22 protein-coding genes, 1 pseudogene and 1 riboswitch are annotated in these 22991 nt (G+C 70.9%); of the genes and pseudogenes, 15 read left to right on the top strand and 8 right to left on the bottom strand.

The window, feature by feature from the left end:
- From ACZ592_RS35990 to ACZ592_RS35980, 3 genes are all read left to right on the top strand, one after another.
- Window positions 1-513, top strand: a 513-nt coding sequence (locus ACZ592_RS35990) for a cbb3-type cytochrome c oxidase subunit I (protein ID WP_471585928.1), incomplete at its 5' end; no start/stop codon positions are given.
- Window positions 510-908 (top strand): cytochrome c oxidase subunit 4, encoded by a 399-nt coding sequence (locus ACZ592_RS35985; protein ID WP_471585927.1) that lies wholly within the window; start codon window positions 510-512, stop codon window positions 906-908. The genes ACZ592_RS35990 and ACZ592_RS35985, both read left to right, overlap by 4 nt.
- Before the next feature lie 133 nt (window positions 909-1041).
- Window positions 1042-2289, top strand: coding sequence for a L,D-transpeptidase (locus ACZ592_RS35980; RefSeq protein ID WP_471585926.1), 1248 nt, complete (start codon window positions 1042-1044; stop codon window positions 2287-2289).
- Between the two features lie 115 nt (window positions 2290-2404).
- On the opposite strand, the gene ACZ592_RS35975 is transcribed toward ACZ592_RS35980, so the two are convergent.
- A complete protein-coding gene (locus ACZ592_RS35975; protein WP_471585925.1) occupies window positions 2405-2806 on the bottom strand; it encodes a hypothetical protein in 402 nt (133 codons plus the stop codon).
- Between the two features lie 190 nt (window positions 2807-2996).
- Between ACZ592_RS35975 and ctaE the strand changes: the two genes are divergently transcribed.
- The 6 genes from ctaE (at window position 2997) to ACZ592_RS35945 (ending at window position 10164) form a co-directional block, all read left to right on the top strand.
- Window positions 2997-3617 (top strand): aa3-type cytochrome oxidase subunit III, encoded by a 621-nt coding sequence (ctaE, locus tag ACZ592_RS35970; RefSeq protein WP_055566234.1) that lies wholly within the window; start codon window positions 2997-2999, stop codon window positions 3615-3617.
- A 76-nt stretch (window positions 3618-3693) separates the two neighbouring features.
- Complete coding sequence (gene qcrC, locus ACZ592_RS35965; protein ID WP_361730142.1) at window positions 3694-4503, top strand: cytochrome bc1 complex diheme cytochrome c subunit; 810 nt, start codon at window positions 3694-3696, stop codon at window positions 4501-4503.
- Window positions 4500-5555: a cytochrome bc1 complex Rieske iron-sulfur subunit gene (gene qcrA, locus ACZ592_RS35960; protein ID WP_471585924.1), complete on the top strand. Its 1056-nt coding sequence runs from the start codon at window positions 4500-4502 to the stop codon at window positions 5553-5555. The genes qcrC and qcrA overlap by 4 nt, the downstream gene beginning before the upstream one ends.
- Window positions 5552-7189 carry a cytochrome bc1 complex cytochrome b subunit gene (qcrB, locus tag ACZ592_RS35955; RefSeq protein ID WP_471585923.1) on the top strand — a complete coding sequence of 546 codons (1638 nt, stop codon included), beginning with the start codon at window positions 5552-5554 and terminating at the stop codon, window positions 7187-7189. The genes qcrA and qcrB overlap by 4 nt, the downstream gene beginning before the upstream one ends.
- A gap of 158 nt (window positions 7190-7347) precedes the next feature.
- The gene (gene trpD, locus ACZ592_RS35950) at window positions 7348-8412 is read left to right on the top strand and encodes an anthranilate phosphoribosyltransferase (protein WP_471585922.1); all 1065 of its coding nucleotides are present in this window, start codon (window positions 7348-7350) and stop codon (window positions 8410-8412) included.
- Between the two features lie 87 nt (window positions 8413-8499).
- A riboswitch (SAM riboswitch) is annotated at window positions 8500-8617 on the top strand.
- A gap of 173 nt (window positions 8618-8790) precedes the next feature.
- Window positions 8791-10164: an aminotransferase class V-fold PLP-dependent enzyme gene (locus ACZ592_RS35945; protein ID WP_471585921.1), complete on the top strand. Its 1374-nt coding sequence runs from the start codon at window positions 8791-8793 to the stop codon at window positions 10162-10164.
- On the opposite strand, the pseudogene ACZ592_RS35940 reads toward ACZ592_RS35945, so the two are convergent.
- The 5 genes and pseudogenes from ACZ592_RS35940 to ACZ592_RS35920 form a co-directional block, all read right to left on the bottom strand.
- A pseudogene (locus tag ACZ592_RS35940) lies at window positions 10113-10870 on the bottom strand (glycerate kinase); the annotation flags it as partial. The gene ACZ592_RS35945 and the pseudogene ACZ592_RS35940 overlap by 52 nt on opposite strands.
- A 355-nt stretch (window positions 10871-11225) precedes the next feature.
- Window positions 11226-11495, bottom strand: coding sequence for a hypothetical protein (locus ACZ592_RS35935; RefSeq protein WP_471585920.1), 270 nt, complete (start codon window positions 11493-11495; stop codon window positions 11226-11228).
- On the bottom strand, window positions 11431-11724 hold the full coding sequence (locus ACZ592_RS35930) for a small secreted hydrophilic protein (protein ID WP_471585919.1): 294 nt from the start codon (window positions 11722-11724) through the stop codon (window positions 11431-11433). Before ACZ592_RS35930 ends, ACZ592_RS35935 begins: the two co-directional genes overlap by 65 nt.
- Before the next feature lie 117 nt (window positions 11725-11841).
- Window positions 11842-12123 (bottom strand): Lrp/AsnC family transcriptional regulator, encoded by a 282-nt coding sequence (locus tag ACZ592_RS35925; protein WP_161699606.1) that lies wholly within the window; start codon window positions 12121-12123, stop codon window positions 11842-11844.
- A 37-nt stretch (window positions 12124-12160) separates the two neighbouring features.
- Entirely contained in the window at window positions 12161-12904 is a 744-nt protein-coding gene (locus ACZ592_RS35920; protein ID WP_471585918.1) for a rhomboid family intramembrane serine protease, read from the bottom strand.
- 181 nt (window positions 12905-13085) lie between these two features.
- On the opposite strand from ACZ592_RS35920, the gene ACZ592_RS35915 reads away from it, so the two are divergent.
- The 5 genes from ACZ592_RS35915 (at window position 13086) to ACZ592_RS35895 (ending at window position 18543) form a co-directional block, all read left to right on the top strand.
- A complete protein-coding gene (locus ACZ592_RS35915) occupies window positions 13086-13325 on the top strand; it encodes a hypothetical protein (RefSeq protein WP_055566221.1) in 240 nt (79 codons plus the stop codon).
- A 34-nt stretch (window positions 13326-13359) separates the two neighbouring features.
- Window positions 13360-14709, top strand: coding sequence for an NYN domain-containing protein (locus ACZ592_RS35910; RefSeq protein ID WP_471585917.1), 1350 nt, complete (start codon window positions 13360-13362; stop codon window positions 14707-14709).
- Between the two features lie 292 nt (window positions 14710-15001).
- A complete protein-coding gene (locus ACZ592_RS35905) occupies window positions 15002-16033 on the top strand; it encodes a C40 family peptidase (RefSeq protein ID WP_471585916.1) in 1032 nt (343 codons plus the stop codon).
- Between the two features lie 237 nt (window positions 16034-16270).
- Complete coding sequence (locus ACZ592_RS35900) at window positions 16271-17302, top strand: C40 family peptidase (protein WP_471585915.1); 1032 nt, start codon at window positions 16271-16273, stop codon at window positions 17300-17302.
- A 38-nt stretch (window positions 17303-17340) separates the two neighbouring features.
- Window positions 17341-18543 (top strand): hypothetical protein, encoded by a 1203-nt coding sequence (locus tag ACZ592_RS35895; protein WP_471585914.1) that lies wholly within the window; start codon window positions 17341-17343, stop codon window positions 18541-18543.
- On the opposite strand, the gene ACZ592_RS35890 is transcribed toward ACZ592_RS35895, so the two are convergent.
- Window positions 18500-19735 (bottom strand): glycosyltransferase 87 family protein, encoded by a 1236-nt coding sequence (locus ACZ592_RS35890; protein ID WP_471585913.1) that lies wholly within the window; start codon window positions 19733-19735, stop codon window positions 18500-18502. The two genes, ACZ592_RS35895 and ACZ592_RS35890, sit on opposite strands and share 44 nt — an antisense overlap.
- Window positions 19736-19899: 164 nt before the next feature.
- Here ACZ592_RS35890 and ACZ592_RS35885 point away from each other — a divergent pair, with 164 nt between their 5' ends.
- Window positions 19900-21042, top strand: a complete 1143-nt coding sequence (locus ACZ592_RS35885; RefSeq protein ID WP_471585912.1) for a glycosyltransferase family 4 protein — start codon at window positions 19900-19902, stop codon at window positions 21040-21042.
- 139 nt (window positions 21043-21181) lie between these two features.
- On the opposite strand, the gene ACZ592_RS35880 is transcribed toward ACZ592_RS35885, so the two are convergent.
- The gene (locus ACZ592_RS35880) at window positions 21182-22975 is read right to left on the bottom strand and encodes an AMP-dependent synthetase/ligase (RefSeq protein WP_471585911.1); all 1794 of its coding nucleotides are present in this window, start codon (window positions 22973-22975) and stop codon (window positions 21182-21184) included.
- Between the last annotated feature and the right edge of the window lie 16 nt (window positions 22976-22991).

Below are 22991 nucleotides of genomic sequence, written 5' to 3'. Positions count from 1 at the left end.
TTCGCGATGTTCTCCGGCTTCCACTTCTGGTGGCCGAAGTTCACCGGCAAGATGCTCGACGAGAAGCTCGGCAAGATCACCTTCTGGACGCTCTTCGTCGGTTTCCACGGCACCTTCCTCGTCCAGCACTGGCTGGGTGCCGAGGGCATGCCGCGCCGCTACGCGGACTACCTGGACGCCGACGGCTTCACCGCGCTGAACACGATCTCGACGATCTGCTCGTTCCTGCTCGGCCTGTCGATCCTGCCGTTCTTCTACAACGTCTGGAAGACGGCCAAGTACGGCAAGAAGGTCGAGGTCGACGACCCGTGGGGCTACGGCCGCTCGCTCGAGTGGGCGACGTCCTGCCCGCCGCCGCGGCACAACTTCCTCACGCTGCCGCGCATCCGCTCGGAATCGCCGGCGTTCGACCTGCACCACCCTGAGATCGCGGCCCTCGACCACCTCGAGGAGCACGGTGTCGGGTCCGCAGAAAAGGCTGCGCTCGCGGGCGGCAAGGAGGCCGGCAAGTGAAGATCCAGGGCAAGATGTTCATCTGGCTGAGCGTCTTCGTCCTCGCCATGGCGATCGTCTATGGCGTGTGGTCGAAGGAGCCCGCCGGTACCACGGCGCTCTTCCTGGCCTTCGGCCTGTGCATCATGATCGGCTACTACCTGGCCTTCACGGCCCGGCGGGTCGACGCCTCGGCACAGGACAACACGGAGGCCGACGTCGCGGACGAGGCCGGCGAGGTGGGCTTCTTCAGCCCGCACAGCTGGCAGCCGCTCTCGCTGGCCGTCGGTGGCGCGCTCGCCTTCATGGGCGTCGTCTTCGGCTGGTGGCTGCTGTACTTCTCGGCCCCGATCATCCTGATCGGCCTGTGGGGCTGGGTCTTCGAGTACTACCGCGGCGAGAACCAGACCCAGTGAGTCTGTAGTTCCCGACGCACCCGAAGGGCCCGGACACTCCGAAACGGAGCGTCCGGGCCCTTCGGCGTACCGACACACCCTCGGACGGGTCACTCGCCGCGCCGGAGCTGATGAACCTTCATACCGTGTGTTTATGAGCCACTCACCGCGAATTCGCACGGTACTGAGCTGCACGATGCTGGTGGCCGCCCTCGGTGCGGGAACCTCGGCCTGCGGCAGCTCCGACGGCCATCCGCTCTCGGCGAAGCCGTACGACGCGGCCGGCCAGATCGCCTTCAACGGCCCCGTGGGCAGTCAGAAGGCGGACCCGGACAAGCCCCTCGAGGTAACCGCCCAGGGCGAGGACGGGCGCATCACCGATGTGACGGCCACCGATGCGATGGGGCGCTACGTGGCGGGCGAACTCGCCGCCGACGGCGCCCGGTGGCACAGCACCACCCCGCTGGCGGCGGGCGCCCACTACACGGTGCGGGTGAGCGCCGAGGACGAGGAAGGCGCACCCGGCCGCAAGGTCATGACCTTCGACACCACTGCCCCCGCCAAGAAGAAGCGGCTGAAGGTCACCTTCGGCCCCGACAAGGGCACGTACGGCGTCGGACAGCCCGTCACGGCCTCGCTCAGCACCCCGGTGAAGGGCAAGAAGGCCCGGGCGATCGTCGAGCGCGCCCTGAAGGTCCGTTCGGTGCCCGCGACCGAGGGGTCCTGGTACTGGGTGGACAGCGAGACGCTGCACTACCGCCCGCGGGAGTACTGGCCCGCGAACGCGAAGGTGAACGTCTCCAGCAACCTCGAGGGCCTCAAGATCAAGGACAAGCTCTGGGGCGCCGAGACCAAGCCGCTGAAGCTCACCATCGGCGACCGCGTGGAAGCCGTCACGGACGCCTCGTCGCACTACATGACGGTCTACCGCAACGGCGAGGAGATCAACTCCATGCCGGTGACCACGGGCAAGCCCGGCTACTCCACGCGCAACGGCGTCAAGGTCGTGCTGGGCAAGGAGTACTCCGTACGGATGACCAGCGCCAGCATCGGCGCATCGGACTTCTACGACAAGCAGGTCTACTACGCGACGCGGGTCACCGACTCCGGCGAGTACGTGCACGCCGCGCCCTGGTCGGTGGGCTCCCAGGGCTATGCGAACACCAGCCACGGCTGCACCGGCATGAGCACCGGCGACGCCGCCTGGTTCTACGAGACCGTGCGCCAGGGCGACCTGGTGGAGGTCGTGAACAGCTACGGCGAGGACATGCCGACCTTCGGCAACGGCCTCGGCGACTGGAACATGAGCTGGAAGAAGTGGCGCAAGGGCAGCGAGCTGCTCTCCGGCACCAAGGACGGCCCCGCGGCGGTCGACGCGGCCAGGCTGCGGCCGCGGGTCTAGCGATCCCGCAGAGCGGCTCTCAGGGACGCACGAGAGGGGCCCGCGCCGAACGGCGCGGGCCCCTCTCGTGCGATCTCGTGAGAAACGCCGCAGTCCAGTGGGGCTCGAGCGGGCCTCAGGCCTCCACGGCCTGCTTGCTGCGGAGCAGCGCGGCCAGTGCGTTCGCGAACTCCACCGGCTCGACCGGCAGGGTGACCGCGGCCTCGGCCCGGCTCCAGGTGGCCAGCCAGGCGTCCTGCGGGCGCCCGATCAGCAGCAGCACGGGCGGGGCCTGGAAGACCTCGTCCTTGATCTGGCGGCAGACGCCCATGCCGCCCGCGGGCGCCGCCTCGCCGTCCAGCACACAGACGTCGATGCCGCCGTGGTCCAGCTCCTTGATGACCGCGTGCGGGGTGGCGCACTCGACGAACTGGACCTCGGGAACGTCCGTGGCCGGCCTGCGGCCCGTGGCCAACCGGACTTGCTCGCGCGTGCTCGCGTTGTCGCTGTAGACCAGCACCGTGGCGGTCGGCTGCATTGTTCCTCCAGTACGTCCGTACGTTGAGCAGTGCTGTGCAGTGCGGAACCGATGCGCGGATGCTACTCCTCCCGACACCCCGTCAACACCGCTTCGGACAGGCCTCCGATGGGCCATCCGGGCTGGACACACCCCGTAGACACTCCGAACGGCACCCCCCGGGGTGAGGGCGGGATAAGCGACCGACATAATGTCGGTCGTGGCGACAGCAACGACAGTAGATACCGGGCACGCGCACCCGCCGGTCAATCGACCGAACCTCACCAGCGTCGGAACCATCATCTGGTTGAGTTCCGAGCTGATGTTCTTCGCGGCCCTCTTCGCGATGTACTTCACCCTGCGATCGGTGACAGGTCCTGATCACTGGAAGGAAATGGCCTCGGCCCTGAACTTCCCGTTCTCAGCGACGAACACCACGATCCTGGTGCTCTCCTCTCTCACGTGTCAGCTAGGCGTGTTCGCCGCTGAACGCGGAGACGTGAAGAAGCTCCGGATGTGGTTCATCGTCACCTTCATCATGGGTGCGATCTTCATCGGCGGTCAGGTGTACGAATACACCGAGCTGGTCAAGCACGAGGGCCTCTCGCTCTCGTCGGACCCCTACGGCTCGGTCTTCTACCTGACCACCGGCTTCCACGGACTGCACGTGACGGGCGGCCTGATCGCCTTCCTGCTGGTCCTCGGCCGCACCTACGCGGCCAGGAGGTTCACCCACGAGCAGGCGACCGCAGCCATCGTCGTGTCCTACTACTGGCACTTCGTCGATGTGGTCTGGATCGGCCTCTTCGCCACGATCTACATGATCAAGTAATCGGCAGGTCGCTGACGCGACGCATCCGAACATTCCAGCAGCATCGACGCAGAAGATCCTGACACCGGGGTAATCCGTGAAAAAGCTCTCCGCACGACGACGCCATCCGCTGGCGGCGGTCGTCGTCCTACTCCTCGCGCTGGCGGCCACCGGGGGGCTGTACGCCGCGTTCGCGCCGGCGGACAAGGCGCAGGCCGACGACACCGCCCAGTCCCTCGCCATCGACGAGGGCAAGAAGCTCTACGCCGTGGGCTGCTCCAGCTGCCACGGAACCGGCGGTCAGGGCTCCTCCGACGGTCCGAGCCTGGTCGGCGTGGGCGCCGCGGCTGTCGACTTCCAGGTCGGCACCGGGCGCATGCCGCTCCAGCAGCAGGGCGCCCAGGCGCCGAAGAAGAAGGTCATCTACAACCAGGCCCAGATCGACCAGCTGGCGGCGTACATCTCGTCGCTGGGTGCCGGTCCCTCGGTCCCGACCGAGAAGCAGTACAGCCCGGACGGTGCGGACATCGCCAAGGGTGGCGAGCTCTTCCGCACCAACTGCGCCCAGTGCCACAACTTCACCGGTGAAGGTGGCGCGTTGACGCACGGCAAGTTCGCGCCTTCGTTGGAGGGTGTCTCCCCGAAGCACATCTACGAGGCCATGCAGACCGGCCCGCAGAACATGCCGTCCTTCCCCGACACCACGATGCCGGAGAAGAACAAGAAGGACATCATCGCGTACCTCGACGCGGTCAACGGTGAGAAGACCGAGAGCCCTGGCGGTCTCAAGCTGGGCGGTCTGGGTCCGGTCAGTGAAGGCCTCTTCGGCTGGATCTTCGGTCTCGGTTCGCTGATCGCGGTCGCCGTGTGGGTCGCCGCTCGGACCGCAAAGGCCAAGAAGTCATGAGTAGCCAAGAGATTCCAGAAGAGAACCTGCCCAGCAAGCAGGAGACCGAGCACGGCTCGGTGGCGGTCACGGAGGAGAACCCGTTCGCCGACCCGGGGCTGCCGCCCCACGAGCACCGCGTCCAGGACATCGACGAGCGGGCCGCCAAGCGGTCCGAGCGTGCCGTGGCCTTCCTGTTCACGCTCTCGATGATCGCGACGGTCGGCTTCATCGCCTCGTACGTGGCGATCCCGGCCGACAAGAGCATCTACGTCTTCCCGATCGGGCACATCAGCGGCCTGAACTTCGCCCTGGGCCTGACCCTCGGCGTGGCGCTGTTCTGCATCGGCGCGGGCGCGGTCCACTGGGCCCGCACCCTGATGTCCGACGTGGAGATGGCCGACGAGCGGCACGAGATCGCGGCGGAGCCCGAGGTCCGTGCCAAGGTCATGGAGGACTTCAAGCAGGGCGCCGCGGAGTCGGGTTTCGGTCGGCGCAAGCTGATCCGCAACACGATGTTCGGCGCGCTGGCCCTGGTCCCGCTCTCCGGTGTCGTCCTGCTGCGTGACCTCGGGCCGCTGCCCGAGGACAAGCTCCGGCACACCAAGTGGGCCAAGGGCAAGATGCTCGTGAACATGAACACGCACGAGCCGCTGCGTCCCGCGGACGTGCAGGTCGGTTCGCTGACCTTCGCCATGCCCGAGGGCATGTCGGAGCACGACCACGACTTCCAGACCCAGATCGCCAAGGCCGCCCTGATGATCGTCCGGATCCAGCCGGAGAACATCAAGGACAAGCGCGAGCTGGAGTGGTCGCACGAGGGCATCGTGGCGTACTCCAAGATCTGCACCCACGTGGGCTGCCCGATCTCCCTGTACGAGCAGCAGACGCACCACGTCCTCTGCCCGTGCCACCAGTCCACCTTCGATCTCTCCGACGGTGCCCGAGTGATCTTCGGCCCGGCTGGTCACGCCCTGCCGCAGCTGCGCATCGGCGTGAACGAAAAGGGCTACCTCGAGGCGCTCGGCGACTTCGAAGAGCCCGTCGGTCCTGCCTTCTGGGAGCGCGGATGAGCACCACCACTTCTTCGAACGACAACCGCAAGCAAGCCCCCGCGGGCGAGCGCGTCGCGGACTGGGCCGACGGCCGGCTGGGGATCTACTCCCTGGCCAAGGCCAACATGCGCAAGATCTTTCCGGACCACTGGTCCTTCATGCTCGGCGAGATCTGCCTGTACAGCTTCATCATCATCATCCTCACGGGTGTGTACCTGACGCTGTTCTTCCACCCGTCGATGAACGAGGTGGAGTACTCCGGCAGCTACATCCCGATGCAGGGACAGCTGATGTCGGAGGCGTTCAACTCGACCATGCACATCTCCTTCGATGTGCGCGGTGGTCTGCTGATCCGGCAGATCCACCACTGGGCGGCGCTGATCTTCCTCGCCGGCATGTTCGTGCACATGATGCGCGTGTTCTTCACGGGTGCGTTCCGCAAGCCCCGCGAGGTCAACTGGCTCTTCGGCTTCCTGCTGTTCGTCCTCGGCATGTTCACCGGCTTCACCGGTTACTCGCTCCCGGACGACCTGCTCTCGGGAACCGGCGTCCGCTTCATGCAGGGCGCCATCCTGTCGATGCCGATCGTCGGCACGTACATCTCGATGTTCCTGTTCGGCGGGGAGTTCCCCGGCGGCGACTTCGTGGCGCGGTTCTACTCGGTCCACATCCTGCTGCTGCCGGGCATCATGCTCGGCCTCGTGGTGGCGCACCTGATCCTGGTCTTCTACCACAAGCACACGCAGTACGCGGGCCCCGGCAAGACCAACAAGAACGTCGTCGGCATGCCGCTGCTGCCGGTGTACATGGCCAAGGCCGGAGGCTTCTTCTTCCTGGTCTTCGGTGTCATCGCGGTCATCGCGGCGATCGCCTCGATCAACCCGATCTGGGCCATCGGCCCCTACCGGCCGGATCAGGTGTCCACGGGCGCCCAGCCGGACTGGTACATGGGCTTCGCCGAGGGTCTGATCCGTGTGATGCCGGGCTGGGAGATCAACCTCTGGGGCCACACGCTCGCCCTGGGCGTGTTCATCCCGCTGGTCGTGGTCTTCCCGCTGGTCCTCGTGGCCATCGCGGTCTACCCGTTCATCGAGTCCTGGGTCACCGGCGACAAGCGCGAGCACCACATCCTGGACCGCCCGCGCAACGCCCCGACCCGTACGGCCTTCGGTGTCGCCTGGATCACGGCGTACATGGTCATGCTGGTCGGTGGTGGCAACGACCTGTGGGCCACCCACTTCCACCTGTCGCTGAACGCGATCACCTGGTTCGTGCGGATCGGCTTCTTCGTCGGTCCGGTCCTCGCCTTCATCGTCACCAAGCGGATCTGTCTGGGTCTGCAGCGGCGCGACAAGGACAAGGTGCTGCACGGCCGCGAGTCGGGCATCATCAAGCGCCTGCCGCACGGTGAGTTCATCGAGGTCCACGAGCCGCTCAGCCAGGAGCAGCTGCACACGCTCACGGCGCACGAGCAGTACAAGCCGGTCGAGATCGGCCCCGCGGTCGACGAGAACGGTGTCGAGCGCAAGCTGTCCGGTTCGCAGAAGCTCCGGGCGAAGCTCTCCAAGGGCTACTTCGGGGAGGACAACCAGATCCCCAAGCCCACCGCCGAGGAGTACAAGGAGATCACGAGCGGCCACGGCCACCACTGATCAAACCGAGCTCCACGAGCTCTGACCACAAGGTCGCCACGGCAGGAGCCCCGTCCATTGCATGGACGGGGCTCTTTGCCGTCCCGGACGCTGGATAGGGTGGTGCCACCCCCTGTGCGGGGGCCCTTGTCACCCACGGACGAAGACCAGGAGCGGCTATGAGCGCTGTGACCCCCGCAGGAGGCGACACCGCGGCGGACCGTTCCTGGCCCGACGTGCTGAACGGCCTGCTCGACGGGCGCGACCAGAGCGCGGACGACACGGCCTGGGCCATGGACCGCATCATGCGGGGCGAGGCCACCGACGCGCAGATCGCGGCCTTCGTGGTCGCCCTGCGGGCCAAGGGCGAGACCGTCGAGGAGATCTCCGGACTCGTCCGCGCCATGTACGCGCACGCCAACGTCATCGACGTGCCGGGCCCGAGCGTCGACATCGTGGGCACCGGCGGCGACGGCGCCAAGACCGTCAACATCTCGACCATGTCGGCGATCGTCGTCGCGGGCACGGGCGCGAAGGTCGTCAAGCACGGCAACCGCGCCGCCTCCAGCGCGTCCGGCGCCTCCGACGTCCTGGAGAAGCTCGGCGTCAATCTGGACCTCACCCCGCAGCGGGTCGTCGAGGTCGCGGACGAGGCCGGCATCACGTTCTGCTTCGCCGTGAAGTTCCACCCCGCGCTGCGCCACGCGGGCGGCGCGCGCAGCCAGCTGGGGATCAGGACCGTCTTCAACCTCCTCGGCCCGCTCACCAACCCCGCCCAGGTGCGGGCCCAGGCCGTCGGTGTCGCCGACCCCAAGATGGCGCCCGTCGTGGCCGGCGTCTTCGCCGAGCGCGGCAACTCCTCGCTCGTCTTCCGCGGCGACGACGGGCTCGACGAGCTGACGACGACGGCGACGTCCCGGGTCTGGACGGTGCGGGACGGCGCGGTGCGCGAGGAGGCCTTCGACCCGCGTGACGTCGGCATCGACGTGGTGCCGGTCGAGGCGCTGCGGGGCGCCGACGCCTCGTACAACGCGGAGGTGGCGCTGCGGCTGCTGGACGGGGAGAGCGGGCCGGTGCGGGACGCGGTGCTGCTGAACTCCGCGGCGGCCCTGGTGGCCCTGAGGCCGACCGACGAGCCCCTGGTGGAGCAGTTGCGCGCCCAGATGGTCAGGGCGGCGCAGGCGATCGACTCGGGCGCCGCGAAGCGGGCCCTGGAGCGCTGGGTGTCCGCGAGCAACCGCTGAGGAGAACCCTCCGGTGTGACGCACGGCGCAGTCCGGAATCTGGACTGCGCCTTGCGCGCCGAAGATCGTGTGGCAGGATGCTGCACAGGTCATGAGTGACAGCGACTACGGCCCCGGCCCGCTGTCCGGCAACCCTCCGTCCGTGGCGGGGTGCCCCGGGTGAAGACCAGGCCGTGCGCAGCGAGGCGTATGGCAAGCGCGGACCCCTCTCAACCCTGGGGTCCTGGTCCTCAAGGGAGCAGTCTCGTGAGCAAGCGAATGTGCTAGGGCCTTCGGCCCCTTTCCGCACACCCTTCTTCTCTTCATCACTGCACCGCCGCACCCCTGTCGTGCCGCTGTCGTCGCAGTGAACTCACTTGTCTCTCACGGGAGTTCGCCATGTCTGTTTCCGCCGTTGCCGTCGACCCGTCCGTCTGCGCCCCGCTGGCCGTCCTCGGCAGGGACGTCACCGTTCCGCTGGTCACCGGTGGCGAGGTGACGTACGCGGCGCTCGACTACGCGGCGAGCGCCCCGGCGCTGCAGCGGGTCTGGGACGACGTGGCGGCGTACGCGCCCTACTACGGCAGCGTGCACCGCGGGGCCGGCTACCTCTCGCAGCTCTCCACCGACCTCTTCGAGAACTCCCGCGAGACCGTCGCCGCGTTCCTCGGCTGCCGCGACGGCGACCAGGTCGTCTTCACCCGCTCCACCACCGACTCGCTGAACCTGCTGGCCGCCGCGCTGCCCGCCGACTGCCAGGTCTTCGTCTTCGAGACCGAGCACCACGCCTCGCTCCTGCCGTGGCGCGACGCCCGCGTCACCTACCTCAACGCGCCGCGCACGCCCGGCGAGGCCGTGCAGACCCTGGAGCGCGCCCTCGCGGAGCGCGACCCCTACGGCCCCGCCCTGGTGTGCGTGACCGGCGCCTCGAACGTCACCGGTGAGCTCTGGCCGGTGCGCGAGCTGGCCGCCGCCGCCCACGCGCACGGCGCCCGGATCGTCCTGGACGCCGCGCAGCTCGCGCCCCACCACCCCGTCTCCATCGACGAGTTGGACGTCGACTGGGTCGCCTTCTCCGGCCACAAGCTGTACGCGCCCTTCGGCTCGGGCGTCCTCGCGGGCCGCTCCGACTGGCTGCGTGACGCCGAGCCCTACCTGGCCGGCGGCGGGGCCTCGCGGAAGGTGGCGCGCCGCGCCGACGGCGGCGTCGACGTGGAGTGGCACGACACCGCGGCCCGCCACGAGGCCGGTTCGCCCAACGTCATCGGCGTGTACTCGATCGCCGCCGCCTGCAAGGCGCTCACCGAGGCGGGCTTCGACGACCTCGTCGCTCGCGAGCAGTACCTCATCGGGAAGGTCCGCGAGGGCCTCGCCGAGGTGCCGCAGGTGCGGGTCCTCTCGCTGTTCGGCGACGACGCGCCGCGCGTGGGCGTCATCTCCTTCGTCGTGGACGGCTGGAACAGCTCGCACTTCGCCGCCGCGCTCTCCGCCGAGTACGGCATCGGCGTGCGGGACGGCCTCTTCTGCGCCCACCCGCTGGTGCGCACCCTGCTCGGCAGCGAGCCCGACGAGCCCGGCGAGTGCGGTGCCCCCGAGGCCGCGCCCGGCGAGAAGTCCCTGAACGCCATCCGCGTGAGCTTCGGCGCGGGCACCCCCGACGAGCACGTCGAGCGTTTCGTGCGCGCCGTCAAGGAACTGGTCGCCGACGGAGCGCGGTGGAACTACCGCACCGAGGACGGGCGTTGCGTGCCGGACACCAGCGCCGCCGCCTGAGCCGGAGACAGCAGCCGTGACCCGAGCCGGATCATCCGCACGGTCCGCTCGGCCGCGTCGGTGAGGAACTCGCCGCCCCTGCCGAGCGCCTCGGTCGGCGGGACCGGGGCGGGCAGGATGGCGCTGCAGGCGTCCACGCCCAGCGCGCGGACCGTGTGCGCGCCGGGCCACCTCGGCGGGGATCGCCGCGCGGCGTCCGGTGGTCCGGGGCGCCCTCGGCGGTGATGACCAGGTCGGCGCGGGCGAGCCTGCCGTCCAGGCCGACTCCGTCGAGCAGGACGTCGAAACGGGGCAGGAGGGCGGCGCCGAGCGCGGCGAGTCCGGTGCCCAGGCCGCCCGACGCGCCCGTGCACAGGTCGGCGCGTACGCGCAGGTCCCGCGTGAGGATGTGCGCCCAGTGCTCCAGGGCGGCGGTCAGCTGTTCGACCTGAGTGGGGGTCGCGCCCTTCTGCGGGCCGAAGACGCGGGCGACGCCGCGCTCACCGCACAGCACGTTGAAGGGGCCGCAGGCGACGCGGATCCCGGTGTGCGCGAGGCGCGCGTCGAGGCCGCTCGCGTCGATGCGGCTCAGGCGCGTCAACTCCCGCCCGCCGGGTCCCGGTTCCCAGCCGTCGGCGTCCAGGAGGAGGGCGCCGAGGGCCTGCAGGGCGCCCGTGCCGCCGTCCGACGTGCCCGGGTCGCCACAGCCGACCAGGACGCGTCCGGCGACGGCCCGGCCGATGGCCGTCGCCATCGGGAGCGCGACGCCCGAGATGGCGGGCAGCACGGTGAACACGTCGGCGGCCTTGGCCCGTTCGCCCGCCGGGTGGATGGCCACGACGAACGCGGCCGCCGGGTGGCCCTCGCCCGCCCCGATCTCCCCCTTCGCCCAGCGGATCTCGCCCCGGTCGCGGTGGAGCGTGCCGGTCGCGTCGGGGGACGCGAAGACGGCCCTCATCGCGGCGGGGTCCTCGGCCGGCGGGTGGTCGATGCGCGGCTCGCGGGACTGCTGCTTCTTGGCGGGCGCCCGGCCGGAGCGGCCGACCAGGCCGAGGAGTTCCTCGTCGGGGTCGGTGAACCTCTCACCCGTGTGCGGGCCGACGCCCTCGCGCGCGAGGTTTGGTGAACTCGCCGGTCTCCTGGGCCAGGAGGCGGTCGATGCGGTGCTCGACGTCGCGGAGCAGGACCGAGCGGGTGGTGGCCGCGACCGCGCCGAGCGCGACGGCCATCACGACGAGCAGCCACAGCAGGACGCGGACACGGGCCGGTATCCGGCGGCGCCGGGGCTCAGCCGTCGTCTCCGGGCCCGTCGTCGTCGCGCTCGCCCCGGCCGTCGTCGGCGCTGGCGTCATGGCCATCGTCCGAGGGAGTCTCGCTCACCGGAGGTGGGGACACCTTCTCGTCGCTGGGGGAGGGCCGGGGCGCGCCCGGTGGCGAGGAGGGCGAGCCGCTCTCCAGCTCCGCCTCGGGCGGGGCCTCGGGCTGCTCGGGCCGGTCGGTGAGGGCGTAGCTGGTCGCGGTGATGCCCAGCGGAATCGCCACGACGGCGGCCAGGGCGGCCATGCGGTGGGAGAAGACCATGACAGCGAGGGTGGCCGTCGCGGTGCACCGCCAGGATGAGGCGCTGAGGAAGAAACCCTCGTCAGGGCCCGTGCGTACGAGGACCGACCCGGCGGGCGGGACGGCGGGGGAGCGTGCCTAGGAGTCGAGGCCGATCGCGAAGGCCGCTTCCAGGTCGTGCTGCGAGTACGTGCGGAAGGCGACGTGCGTGTCGGTGCCCTCGACGCCGGGGATCTTGCTGATCCGGCCCGGGATGACGTCCGCGAGGTCGTCGTGGCGGGCCACGCGCACCATCGCGATCAGGTCGTACGTGCCGGTCACGGAGAAGACCTCGCTGACGGAGTCGAGCGCGGCGATCGACTCGGCGATCTCCGGGATCCGGTCCACGCTGGTCTTGATGAGCACGATCGCGGTGATCACGGCTGGCTGTCTCCCTCGGTGGCCGGTGCTGTGCCTTTCACTCTAGCCCTCCCGTCTCCCGCTCCGGCGCGCGCACGGACGTGCTCCGCGACCCCCTGTGCTGCCGCACGCACCACCCCCACGCGAAGAGGAACCCGAGCGAGAAACCCACCAGGTGCGCCAGGTACGCCACACCCGTCCCCTTGCCGCCCTGCCCCGCCGCCAGCCACTGCAGCGTCACCCAGAACGGCAGCACCACCCACGCAGGGAAACGCAGCGGCAGGAAGAAGAGGAAGGGGAAGAGGCTGGTGACGCGAGCTTGCGGGAAGAGATAGAGGAAAGCACCGAGGACGGCGGAGATCGCTCCGGACGCTCCCACGAGCGTCTGGTCGGAGCCCGCGTGCGCGGCCGCGTAGGCCAGCAGGGCGAGATATCCGCAGCAGACGTAGAAGAGCGCGTACAGGAGGTGTCCCATGCGTTCCTCGACCATGGCCCCGAACACGTACAAGAACATCATGTTCCCGAGCAGATGCAGCCAGCTTCCGTGCACGAAGAGAGCGGTGAACGGTCCGAGGGCGGCGCGCGGGACCCCGCTGAACAGTTCGACGGGTACCACTCCCCACCGCTCGAAGTAGGCCTGCTGCGCCGCCAGCAGCTCGTCACCCTTGCCGTAGACGGGGTTGAACCCGGACACGGGGGAGACGACGAAGACCAGGCAGCAGACGGCGATCAGCCCGTACGTCACCGGGGCGGACTGCCCCCTGAGCAGCCGGCCCGCCTTCGAACCCCATGTGTGGATCATGAACAGAGCATGACGTAACGGGCGCTACGCGCACAGATCGCCATGCCGCGTCGGAGGGCGCAGCATGGCGCCCCTTACAGGCCTTAGGGTTACGGGCACTACGCGCCGCGGAATCCCGCGTGGGCAACTCGGTCGCCGAAGACGTCGACGGACAAGTCTCCGAAGAAAGCGAAGAGCCACGATGACGGTTCCCCTGCCGACCGCCACCACCCGGTGGCGCTGCACGCTGTGCGGCAATCTCACGCGTTTCGACGTGACCCGCAGCTCCAAGGTCGTCGAGTATGTCCATCTCGACCTGGCCGGAGAGTCGAACGTCGAGGAACGAGAGGTGGTCAGTGAGACCATCGAGTCGGTGCGCTGCCGGTGGTGCAACGCGGTGGATCAGGTCGAACTCGTGGACAGGCCGGGCGCCGACTCCTGAAGGAGCGGGGCCCGCACAGCTAGTGGGGTGACGGATGGTGGAGAGCGCAGGCGGGGAGCCGGACGACGGCGCCGCTGAGGTGCTCGACCGCCCGCTGCCCGACGGGGTGCGCCGGCGGGTCGTCCAGATCGTCTCGGACGGTTTCGGCGGTCTCACCCTGGCCGAATTGCCCGCCCAGCTGCGGCAGTACGCGCGCTTCACGCCCACCCGGCGTGCGAAGTTCGCGGCGAACGCCATGGCGGCGGCGGTGGAGAACGACACCCTCTTCCGCCAGCGCATCGGCGAACGCCTCAGGGAGGTGCAGCCCGAGCTCGCCGGCGCCCTGGACGCGGGCTCGCCGCCCCCCGCCGCCGACCCCCAGGACGTGGCGGCCGCCGCCTATGTGCTGCGCCCCGCGGGCTGGGTGAAGCTGGTCACCGCCGCGGGCGAGGAGGCCCAGCGGGCCGACGCCGAGCGCGTCGACGACGAGACCAGGGCGGAGCTGGAGCGGCTGCGGGAAGAACTCGCCGCCGCCCGCGGCCAGACCAAGGCGGAGACCGAGCGGCTGCGCGTGGAGCTCGAAGCGGCGCGCAGGGAAGCCGAAGCGGTGCACCGCAAGCTGCGCGGCGCGCTCAGCGACGTCAAGCGGGGCGAGGCCGCGCTGCGCAAGGCCGCCGCCGAGGCCGAGGCCGTGCGCGCCGAGGGACAGGCCCAGGTGTCCGCCGCCGAGAGCGAGACACGGCGGCTCAAGGCGCGGCTCGGCGAGACCGAGGCGGCCCTGGAGGCCAGCCGCAGGGCGGCGCGCGAGGGACGCAGCGTCGAGGACATGCGGCTGCGGCTGCTGCTCGACACGGTCCTCGACGCCGCCCAGGGGCTGCGGCGCGAGCTGGCGCTGCCGCCCGTCTCGGTGCGGCCCGCGGAGACCGTGGACGCCGTGGAGCCGGGTCGGATGTCGCCCAAGGACATCGCCGCCCGCGCCCTGTCCGAGAACGATCCGGCCATCCTCGACCAGCTCCTCGCGCTGCCGCAGGCACACCTGGTGGTCGACGGCTACAACGTCACCAAGACGGGCTATCCGACCATGCCGCTGGAGAAGCAGCGGCTGCGGCTGCTCGGCTCGCTCTCGCAGCTCGCCCTGCAGTCGGGCGCCGAGGTCACCTGCGTCTTCGACGGCGCGGAGCTGGCGGCGCCGGTGCTCCTCGCGCCGCCGCGCGGGGTGCGGGTGCTGTTCTCCAAGCCCGGTGTCACCGCCGATGAGTTGATCCGTCAGCTGGTGCGGGCGGAGCCGCCGGGGCGGCCCGTGGTCGTCGTCTCGACCGACCGCGAGGTGGCCGACGGGATCGCCAAGGCCGGGGCGCGCCCGGTGGCTTCGGTGGTGCTCCTGAAGAGGCTCTCGCGGGGCTGACGGACGGGGCTTTCGCGGGGCTAAGGGGTCTCGCGTAACTCCTGGGCCCTATGCCCGAATTGAGCGTCACCGGATGTGACGTAGCGCCAGAAGATCATTACTGGCTGTGCGTTATCGGTAAAGAATGCGCTTCGCGACCGGTTTTTTGCCGATGAGATTTGAACTGATCACAAGAAGGTCACTAATGTCTCGCCTCGAACCTCCGCTCGGTTGATCACCCATCCGGGGTGACGGCGGCGGTACCCGCCCACCGGGTCTCGGTAGGCGGCTGGAGGAAGAAGGAGCCGCCTTCGTGGCGTCCCACCGTCGACCCAAGCAGCCGAGCCGCACCCGCGTGACCGTGCTCACCGCGACCGCCGCCGCTGCCGTGGCCCTCACCTCGCAGGGCGCCGCCCAGGCCGCGCCGAAGCCGAGCAAGGACGAGGTCAAGTCCAAGGTCGACAAGCTCTACGAGGATGCCGAGCGGGCCACCGACAAGTACAACGGGGCCAAGGAGAAGCAGGAGAAGCTCGAGAAGCAGATCGGCGATCTCCAGGACAAGGTCGCCCGCGGCCAGGAGGAGCTCAACGACCTGCGCGACGGCCTCGGTTCGATGGCCAGCGCCCAGTACCGCTCCGGCGGCATCGACCCCTCCCTGCAGCTCTTCCTCTCCTCCGACCCGGACAACTACCTCGACAAGGCGTCCACGCTCGACCAGCTGAGCAGCCAGCAGGTCGAGTCGCTGAAGAAGATCCAGAAGAAGCAGCGGGACCTCGCGCAGCAGCGCAAGGAGGCCGCGGGCAAGCTGGACGACCTCGCGGACACCCGCACGGAGCTCGGCAAGAAGAAGAAGGAAGTCCAGGGCAAGCTCGGCGAGGCGCAGAAGCTCCTCAACACGCTGACCGCCAAGGAGAAGGCGGCCATGGCCGCCAAGGAGCAGCAGCGCGCGAGCCGCTCCGCCGACAAGCGCGCCGACCTCGGCGACGAGGCGCCCGCCTCCGGCCGCGGCGCCGCCGCCCTGAGCGCCGCCGCCACCCAGCTCGGCAAGCCGTACGTCTCCGGCGGCACGGGCCCCAACTCCTACGACTGCTCCGGGCTCACCCAGTGGGCGTACTCGCAGGCCGGCGTCTCCATCACCCGGACCACGTACACGCAGCAGAACGACGGCACGAAGATAGGCCGCAGCGAGCTCAAGCCCGGCGACCTGGTGTTCTTCAACAACCTCGCGCACGTCGGCTTCTACGCCGGCAACGGCCAGGTGCTGCACGCCCCGAAGCCCGGCGCCGTGGTGCGCTACGAGTCGATGTCGTACCTGGGCTCCTTCCAGTTCGGCGTCCGCATCTGACCCGCACCGCCACCCCCGGCGTCAACGCCGTGCCGACACCGCCCAAACGGGCGAATTACGGCAACTCCCGCTGACCCCACGCCCCGTTGATGACCTGCGTCTGAAGCGGGGCGTCGGGCTGTCCGCCCCCTTTCCGCGCCCCTTCGGGTCTTTGGCGCACCGTGGCCGCGCGGCTACTGTCAGCGCGCATTCCCCCGGACGGCCGGGGGTCGTCAGCGGAAGGGAGAGCGGCTTCCCGTGGGGTCTCATCGCCGTCCCGCACAGCCCGGTCTCGACCGGAGCACGCGCGTGACCGTCCTTTCAGCGGCAGCGGCCACCGCGGCGGCGGCCCTCGGTGCCGCGCCCGCAGGCGCCGCGCCGCAGGACAAGCCGTCCGACACCCGCGCCAAGGTGGACCGGCTCTACGAGCAGGCCGAGCAGGCGACGGAGTCGTACAACAAGGCCGACGAGCGCGCGGACAAGCTGCGCGCGCAGGTCGGGCGGGCCAAGGACAGCGTCGCGCGCGGCCAGGAGCGCATCAACCGGATGCGTGGCGCGCTCGGTTCGCTCGCCGGGGCGCAGTACCGCTCCGGCGGCATCGACCCCTCGCTGGCCCTGATGCTCTCCTCCGACCCGGACGGCTACCTGGAGCGGGCCTCGGTCATGGACCGCGTCAGCGCCCGGCAGGCGGGCGAACTGGCCGATCTGCAGCGGGCCCAGCGCAGCCTCTCCCAGCAGCGCGCCGAGGCGAGCCGGCAGCTCGCCGAGCTGGAGAAGAGCCGTACCGCCGTCGCCCGCCACAAGCGCACCGTCGAACACAAACTGGCCAAGGCCAGACGGCTGCTCAACTCCCTGCCGAACGAGGAGCGCGACGCCTACGACCGGTCCTCGCGCTCCGGCGCCGACCGCACCGACCTGCCCGCCCTCGGCGGCGCCCCGTCCTCCTCGCGGGCCGCCGCGGCGATCGCCGCCGCCCGCTCCGCGGTCGGCAAGCCCTACGTGTGGGGCGCCAACGGCCCCTCCGGCTTCGACTGCTCGGGCCTGACCCAGTGGTCGTACGCGCAGGCGGGCGTCGGTCTGCCGCGCACCTCGCAGGCGCAGCGGTACGCCGGGCGCCAGGTGTCCCTCTCCGAGGCACAGCCCGGCGACCTCGTCGCCTACCGCGACGACGCCAGCCACATCGGGATGTACATGGGCAACGGCCAGGTGGTGCACGCCCCCTACCCCGGTGCGCCGGTCCGCTACGACCCCGTCGGCATGATGCCGGTCTCCTCCGTGACGCGGATCTGACCGGCCACCGGCCGCCCGCGCCCCGTACGATCAGGAAGGTGGCTGGTCACAGGCGTGGGTCGTGGGTGGTGGCGCTGTGCGTCGCGCTCTGCCTCGCCGTGCTCGCCGGGTGCGGCGCCGATCCGGTCCCCGACACCGCGGCCGACGACGTGCGCAGGCTCCTCGACCGGCGTGCGCAGGCCGTCCTCGACGGGGACGAGAAGGCGTACGACGGGACCGAGCGGCCCGCGAAGGGCACCCCCGACCTCTTCGGGCACGTCCGCGACGTCCCGCTGGACTCCTGGGACTACCGGCTGACCCGCCTCGACCGCTCCGGAGACGAGGCCACGGCGAGCGCCGAACTCCACTACCGCGTCAAGGGCTACGACCGCGCGCCGGTCACCGCCGCGCGCACCCTCACCCTGGAACGGCGCGCCAAGCGCTGGTACGTCACCGGCGAGCGGCCCGCGAAGAAGTCCGGCGAACAGCTCTGGGACCAGGGGCGCGTGCGCGCCGAGCGGAGCGAGCGCAGCCTCGTCCTCGGCGTCGGGCAGAGCGCCGCCGAGCTGCGCGTCCACCGTGAGCTCGCCGACCGTGCGGTGCCCCTGGTGCGGGACGCCTGGCCGGGGAAGTGGCCGGGGCGGGTCGTCGTCCTCGTGCCCCGGTCCCTGGACGGCATGGCGGGGCTGCTCGGGGCGCCCGCCTCCGGCTACCGGGGGATCGCGGCGGTCACCACGGGCGAGACGGGCGGGTCGGGCCGGGCACCCGCCGACCGGATCATCGTCAACCCCGAGGCGTACGGGGTCCTCGGCGACTTCGGCAAGCAGGTCGTCCTCACCCACGAGGCGACGCACGTCGCGACCCGCGCCGACACCTCCGCGGCCACCCCGCTGTGGCTCTCCGAGGGCCTCGCGGACTGGGTGGGCTACCGGGGCACGGGGCGCACCGCGGCGCAGGCCGCCCCCGAACTGCGGCGGGCGGTGCAGCGCGGGCAGCTGCCCGGCGCGCTCCCCAAGGACGAGGACTTCGGCTTCGGCGGGGACGCGGAACGGCTCGCGGGCGCGTACGAGGGCTCCTGGCTGGCCTGCCGGATGATCGCGGAGCAGTGGGGCGAGCGGAAGCTGACGGAGTTCTACCGGGCGGTGGGCGCCCACAAGAAGCGGGCGGGCTCGGTCGCGGACGCGCTGCGGGACGTCCTGGACACGACGACCGCGGACTTCACGGCGCGCTGGCGTACGTATCTGCGTGCGGAGCTTGGCTGACCCGTCCGGGGACCGGCTGCGGGGCCCCGCGCGGCTCGGACACCGCCTGGCGCCACAGGTTCCGGCAGGCCAGCAGGGTCGCCACGACCAGCAGGCCGTTGCGCACGAACAGCAGGGCCACCCCCAGCGGATCGCTGGCCACCACGTGCGAGAACCACACGGGGAACTCCAGGAACGTCACGAACGTGGCCGCGAGGACGAGGCGCGCAGGGACGGCCATGCGGGTGCCGCGGAACGCCAGGCAGACGGCGGCGGTCCCGACCAGCCAGAGCATGTACTGCGGGCTGATCACCCGGCTCGTGGCGGTGAAGAGCAGCACGGCCACGAAGGCCGCGTCCGCCGGCGTGCTCGCCGACCAGGCGCGGGCGCGCAGCCGCCACAGGAGCAGCCAGCAGAAGGCCGCCGCCGTCAGGGCCTGCGCCGCCGTGCTCACCAGCGGGACGTACGGGCCCAGGAACTCCACCGAGCCGTAGTTGAGCCGCACCTCGCCCTGCCAGCCGACGTGGCGCGCCACGTGCAGGACGAGGGCGCCGAGCGACTCCACCTCGGTGCCCCGGTCGCGCTGGAAGGTGAGGAACGCGAGCGCCCCCGGCATCGCCACCAGGAACGCCAGCGTGAGGGCGGCGGCCGTGCCCGCCGCCGTGCTCCAGGACCGCCGGGTCGCCCGCCCGCGCGGCGTGCCGACGAGCAGCAGCACCGGCCACACCTTGAGCAGCGCCCCGAACCCCACGAGCACGCCCATGGTCCGCGGGTGCCGCGCCCCGGCGAGCAGCGCGGCCACCGCGACGGCCACCACCATCACGTCGTAGCGCGCGTACACGATCGGCCCGAGCAGGGCCACGCCCACGACCCACACCCAGGCGCCCCCGGCCGACGTGCCGGGGCGCCGGGCCGCGTGCACGAGCAGCCCGCACACCGCCGCGTCGCAGAGCAGGGCGAGGACGAAGAAGGCCGACTCGTAGCCGAGAAAGGGCAGCAGGCCGGGGGAGAGGATCGCGAGGGCCGCGGCCGGCGGGTACTGCCAGGTGACGTCGTCGAGCGGGAAGGTGCCGGTGCGCAGGATCTCGTACCAGCCCTGGTAGATGACGGAGACGTCGCTGGTCACGTCCGGGCCCGGGGCCGTGAGCAGGCGCAGGACGCAGAGCAGCAGGACGGTTCTGGTCAGGACCCAGACGGTCAGGATGCGCGCCATGTGTGCCTCGCCCCTTTTCGCATACTTCATTGTGATTCGAGGAGCCATGATGCCGGGCGGGCCCGTGCGGGGGCGAAGAGGCTGGGCCGATCGGTACCGCCGGCGGGCCCCGGCCGGTCCACGGCTTTCGGCCGGGCCCCCGGCTTTCGGTACTGTCGTGCGCGATGCACAAGACCCTGATCGTCACGAACGACTTCCCGCCCAGGCCCGGTGGCATCCAGGCGTTCCTGCACAACATGGCGCTGCGCCTGGACCCCGAGCGGCTCGTCGTCTACGCCTCCACCTGGAAGCACGGCCGCGAGGGCGCCGAGGCCACCGCCGCCTTCGACGCCGAGCAGCCCTTCCAGGTCGTACGCGACCGCACCACGATGCTGCTGCCCACCCCGCGGGTCACCCGCCGTGCCGTCTCGCTGCTGCGCGAACACGACTGCACGTCGGTGTGGTTCGGGGCGGCCGCCCCGCTCGGCCTGCTGGGGCCGGCGCTGCACAAGGCCGGGGCGACCCGCCTCGTCGCCACCACGCACGGCCACGAGGCGGGCTGGGCCCAGCTGCCCGCCGCACGGCAACTGCTGCGCCGGATCGGCGAGTCGACGGACACGATCACCTACCTCGGCGAGTACACGCGCTCGCGGATCGCCGGGGCCCTGACCCCCGCCGCGGCCGGCCGGATGGTCCAACTGCCGCCCGGCGTCGACGAGAAGACCTTCCACCCCGGATCCGGTGGCGCCGAGGTGCGGGCCCGGCTCGGCCTGACCGACCGGCCCGTCGTCGTCTGCGTCTCCCGGCTGGTGCCGCGCAAGGGCCAGGACACGCTGATCCGCGCCATGCCGCGGATCCTGGCGCGGGAGCCCGAAGCGGTCCTGCTGATCGTCGGGGGCGGCCCCTACGAGCAGGACCTGCGCAGGCTCGCCGCCGGGACGGGCGTCGCGGACTCCGTGCGGTTCACCGGCGCGGTGCCGTGGGCGGAGCTTCCCGCGCACTACGGCGCGGGCGACGTCTTCGCCATGCCCTGCAGGACCCGGCGCGGGGGCCTGGACGTGGAGGGACTCGGCATCGTCTACCTGGAGGCGTCCGCGACGGGCCTGCCCGTGGTCGCGGGCGACTCCGGCGGCGCGCCGGACGCGGTGCTCGACGGGGAGACGGGCTGGGTCGTGCGGGGAGGCGCCCCCGAAGAGGCGGCCGACCGGATCACCGCACTCCTCGGCGACGCGGAGTTGCGGCGGCGCATGGGGGAGCGGGGGCGGGAGTGGGTGGAGGAGAAGTGGCGCTGGGACCTCTTGGCAGAGCGCCTCAAGGAACTCCTGTAGCGCCTACGGGGGGCCATTGGGGGAAGCGGGGCGCAGCCCCAGCCTTCAGGGGCGCGGGGAACTGCGCGAGCGACCACCGCTGACCGGGAGCCGCGAACGAAGGAGCCCTCCACGGCGAGTGGGCGCCCCCGCCCCGGATCTAGCCGTAGATCGACTCGATCTCGTCCGCGTAGTCCTTCGCCACCACGTTCCGCTTCAGCTTCAGCGACGGCGTCAGGTGGCCCGACTCCTCCGTGAACTGCGAGCCGAGGACGCGGAACTTGCGGACGGACTCCGCCTTGGAGACCGCCGCGTTGCCGTCGTCCACCGCGCTCTGGATCGCCGCGAGCAGCTCCGGGTCGTCACGGAGCGAGGCCGCGGTCGACCCGGCGGGCTTGCCGTGGTCGGCGGCCCAGCGGCCCAGGAACTCGTCGTCGACCGTGACCAGCGCGCCCACGAAGGGACGGCCGTCGCCGACGACCATGCACTCGGCGACCAGGGCGTGGGCGCGGATGCGGTCCTCGATCACGGCGGGGGCGACGTTCTTGCCGCCCGCGGTGACGATGATCTCCTTCTTGCGGCCGGTGATGCGCAGGTAGCCGTCCTCGTCGAGGGTGCCGATGTCGCCGGTGTGGAACCAGCCGTCGGCCAGGGCCTCTTCGGTGGCACCCTCGTTGTTCCAGTACTCCTTGAACAGGTGCTCGCCGTGGAGCAGCACCTCGCCGTCGTCGGCGATGCGGACGACGGAGCCCGGCAGCGGCTGGCCGACCGTGCCGATCTTCTGGCGGTCCCACGGGTTGAAGGCGGTGGCCGCGCAGGACTCCGTCAGGCCGTAGCCCTCCAGGACCGTGAAGCCGATGCCGCGGAAGAAGTGGCCGAGGCGCTCGCCGAGCGGGGCGCCGCCGGAGATCGCGTACTCGCCGCGGCCGCCGAGGACGGCGCGCAACTTGCTGAACACCAGCTTGTCGAAGACCTTGTGCTTGACCTTCAGGCCGACGGACGGGCCCGCGGGGGTGTCGAGCGCGCGGCTGTAGGCGATCGCGGTGTCCGCGGCCTTGTCGAAGATCTTGCCCTTGCCGTCGGCCTGGGCCTTGGCGCGCGCCGAGTTGTAGACCTTCTCGAAGACGCGGGGGACGCCGAGGACCATCGTCGGCCGGAAGGACGCCAGTTCGTCCGTGAGGTTCTTGACGTCGGGCGCGTGGCCGAGCTTGATCGGTGCCATCAGCGCGGCGACCTCGACGAGCCGCCCGAAGACGTGCGCGACGGGCAGGAAGAGCAGGACCGAACACTCGCCGGTGCGGAAGAGGGGCTTGAGGCGCTCCACCACGTTGCCGCACTCCGCGAAGAAGCTGCGGTGGGTGAGCACGCAGCCCTTGGGGCGTCCCGTGGTGCCCGAGGTGTAGACGATGGTGGCCGGGTCGTCGGCGCCCGCCACCGCGCTGCGCTCGTCGACGGTCGCGTCCGGGACGTCGGCGCCGGAACGGTGCAGCTCGTCGACGCCCCCCTTGTCGATCTGCCAGACGTGCTCCAGGGCGGGCAGCCTGTCGCGCACCGACTCGACGGCACCGGCGTGCGCGTCGAGTTCGACGACGCAGGCCACGGCGCCGGAGTCGCCCAGGATCCACTGGATCTGCTCGGCCGAGCTCGTCTCGTACACCGGCACGGTGACCGCGCCCGCGCTCCAGATGGCGAAGTCGAGGAGCGTCCACTCGTACCGGGTGCGGGACATCAGGCCGACGCGGTCGCCGGGGCGCACACCGGCGGCGATCAGACCCTTGGCGGTGGCACGCACGTCGGAGAGGAAGGCCTTGGCGGTGACGTCCTGCCAGCGGCCGTCGACCTTGCGGCCGATGACGGCGACATCCGGGTGCTGCGCGGCATTTCGGCGGACGATGTCGGTCAGATTGCCGTCCGCAGGGACCTCGTACAGGGCCGGAAGGCTGAACTCGCGCAAGACTGCTGCTCCTACA

Source organism: Streptomyces sp. NPDC040622, assembly GCF_055593965.1.
Note: the sequence above shows the minus strand (reverse complement) of the source record. Positions and strands in the feature narration are given on the sequence as shown.

Bases quoted from the DNA above. Each gene is read 5' to 3' on its own strand.
- trpD (WP_471585922.1), top strand. From the start codon at position 7,348: ATGAGCGCTGTGACCCCCGCAGGAGGCGACACCGCGGCGGACCGTTCC.
- ACZ592_RS35910 (WP_471585917.1), top strand. From the start codon at position 13,360: ATGGTGGAGAGCGCAGGCGGGGAGCCGGACGACGGCGCCGCTGAGGTG.
- ACZ592_RS35980 (WP_471585926.1), top strand. From the start codon at position 1,042: ATGAGCCACTCACCGCGAATTCGCACGGTACTGAGCTGCACGATGCTG.
- qcrB (WP_471585923.1), top strand. From the start codon at position 5,552: ATGAGCACCACCACTTCTTCGAACGACAACCGCAAGCAAGCCCCCGCG.
- ACZ592_RS35890 (WP_471585913.1), bottom strand. From the start codon at position 19,735: ATGGCGCGCATCCTGACCGTCTGGGTCCTGACCAGAACCGTCCTGCTG.
- ACZ592_RS35945 (WP_471585921.1), top strand. From the start codon at position 8,791: ATGTCTGTTTCCGCCGTTGCCGTCGACCCGTCCGTCTGCGCCCCGCTG.
- ctaE (WP_055566234.1), top strand. From the start codon at position 2,997: ATGTCGGTCGTGGCGACAGCAACGACAGTAGATACCGGGCACGCGCAC.
- ACZ592_RS35975 (WP_471585925.1), bottom strand. From the start codon at position 2,806: ATGCAGCCGACCGCCACGGTGCTGGTCTACAGCGACAACGCGAGCACG.
- ACZ592_RS35915 (WP_055566221.1), top strand. From the start codon at position 13,086: ATGACGGTTCCCCTGCCGACCGCCACCACCCGGTGGCGCTGCACGCTG.
- qcrA (WP_471585924.1), top strand. From the start codon at position 4,500: ATGAGTAGCCAAGAGATTCCAGAAGAGAACCTGCCCAGCAAGCAGGAG.
- ACZ592_RS35930 (WP_471585919.1), bottom strand. From the start codon at position 11,724: ATGGTCTTCTCCCACCGCATGGCCGCCCTGGCCGCCGTCGTGGCGATT.
- ACZ592_RS35885 (WP_471585912.1), top strand. From the start codon at position 19,900: ATGCACAAGACCCTGATCGTCACGAACGACTTCCCGCCCAGGCCCGGT.
- ACZ592_RS35935 (WP_471585920.1), bottom strand. From the start codon at position 11,495: ATGACGCCAGCGCCGACGACGGCCGGGGCGAGCGCGACGACGACGGGC.
- ACZ592_RS35920 (WP_471585918.1), bottom strand. From the start codon at position 12,904: ATGATCCACACATGGGGTTCGAAGGCGGGCCGGCTGCTCAGGGGGCAG.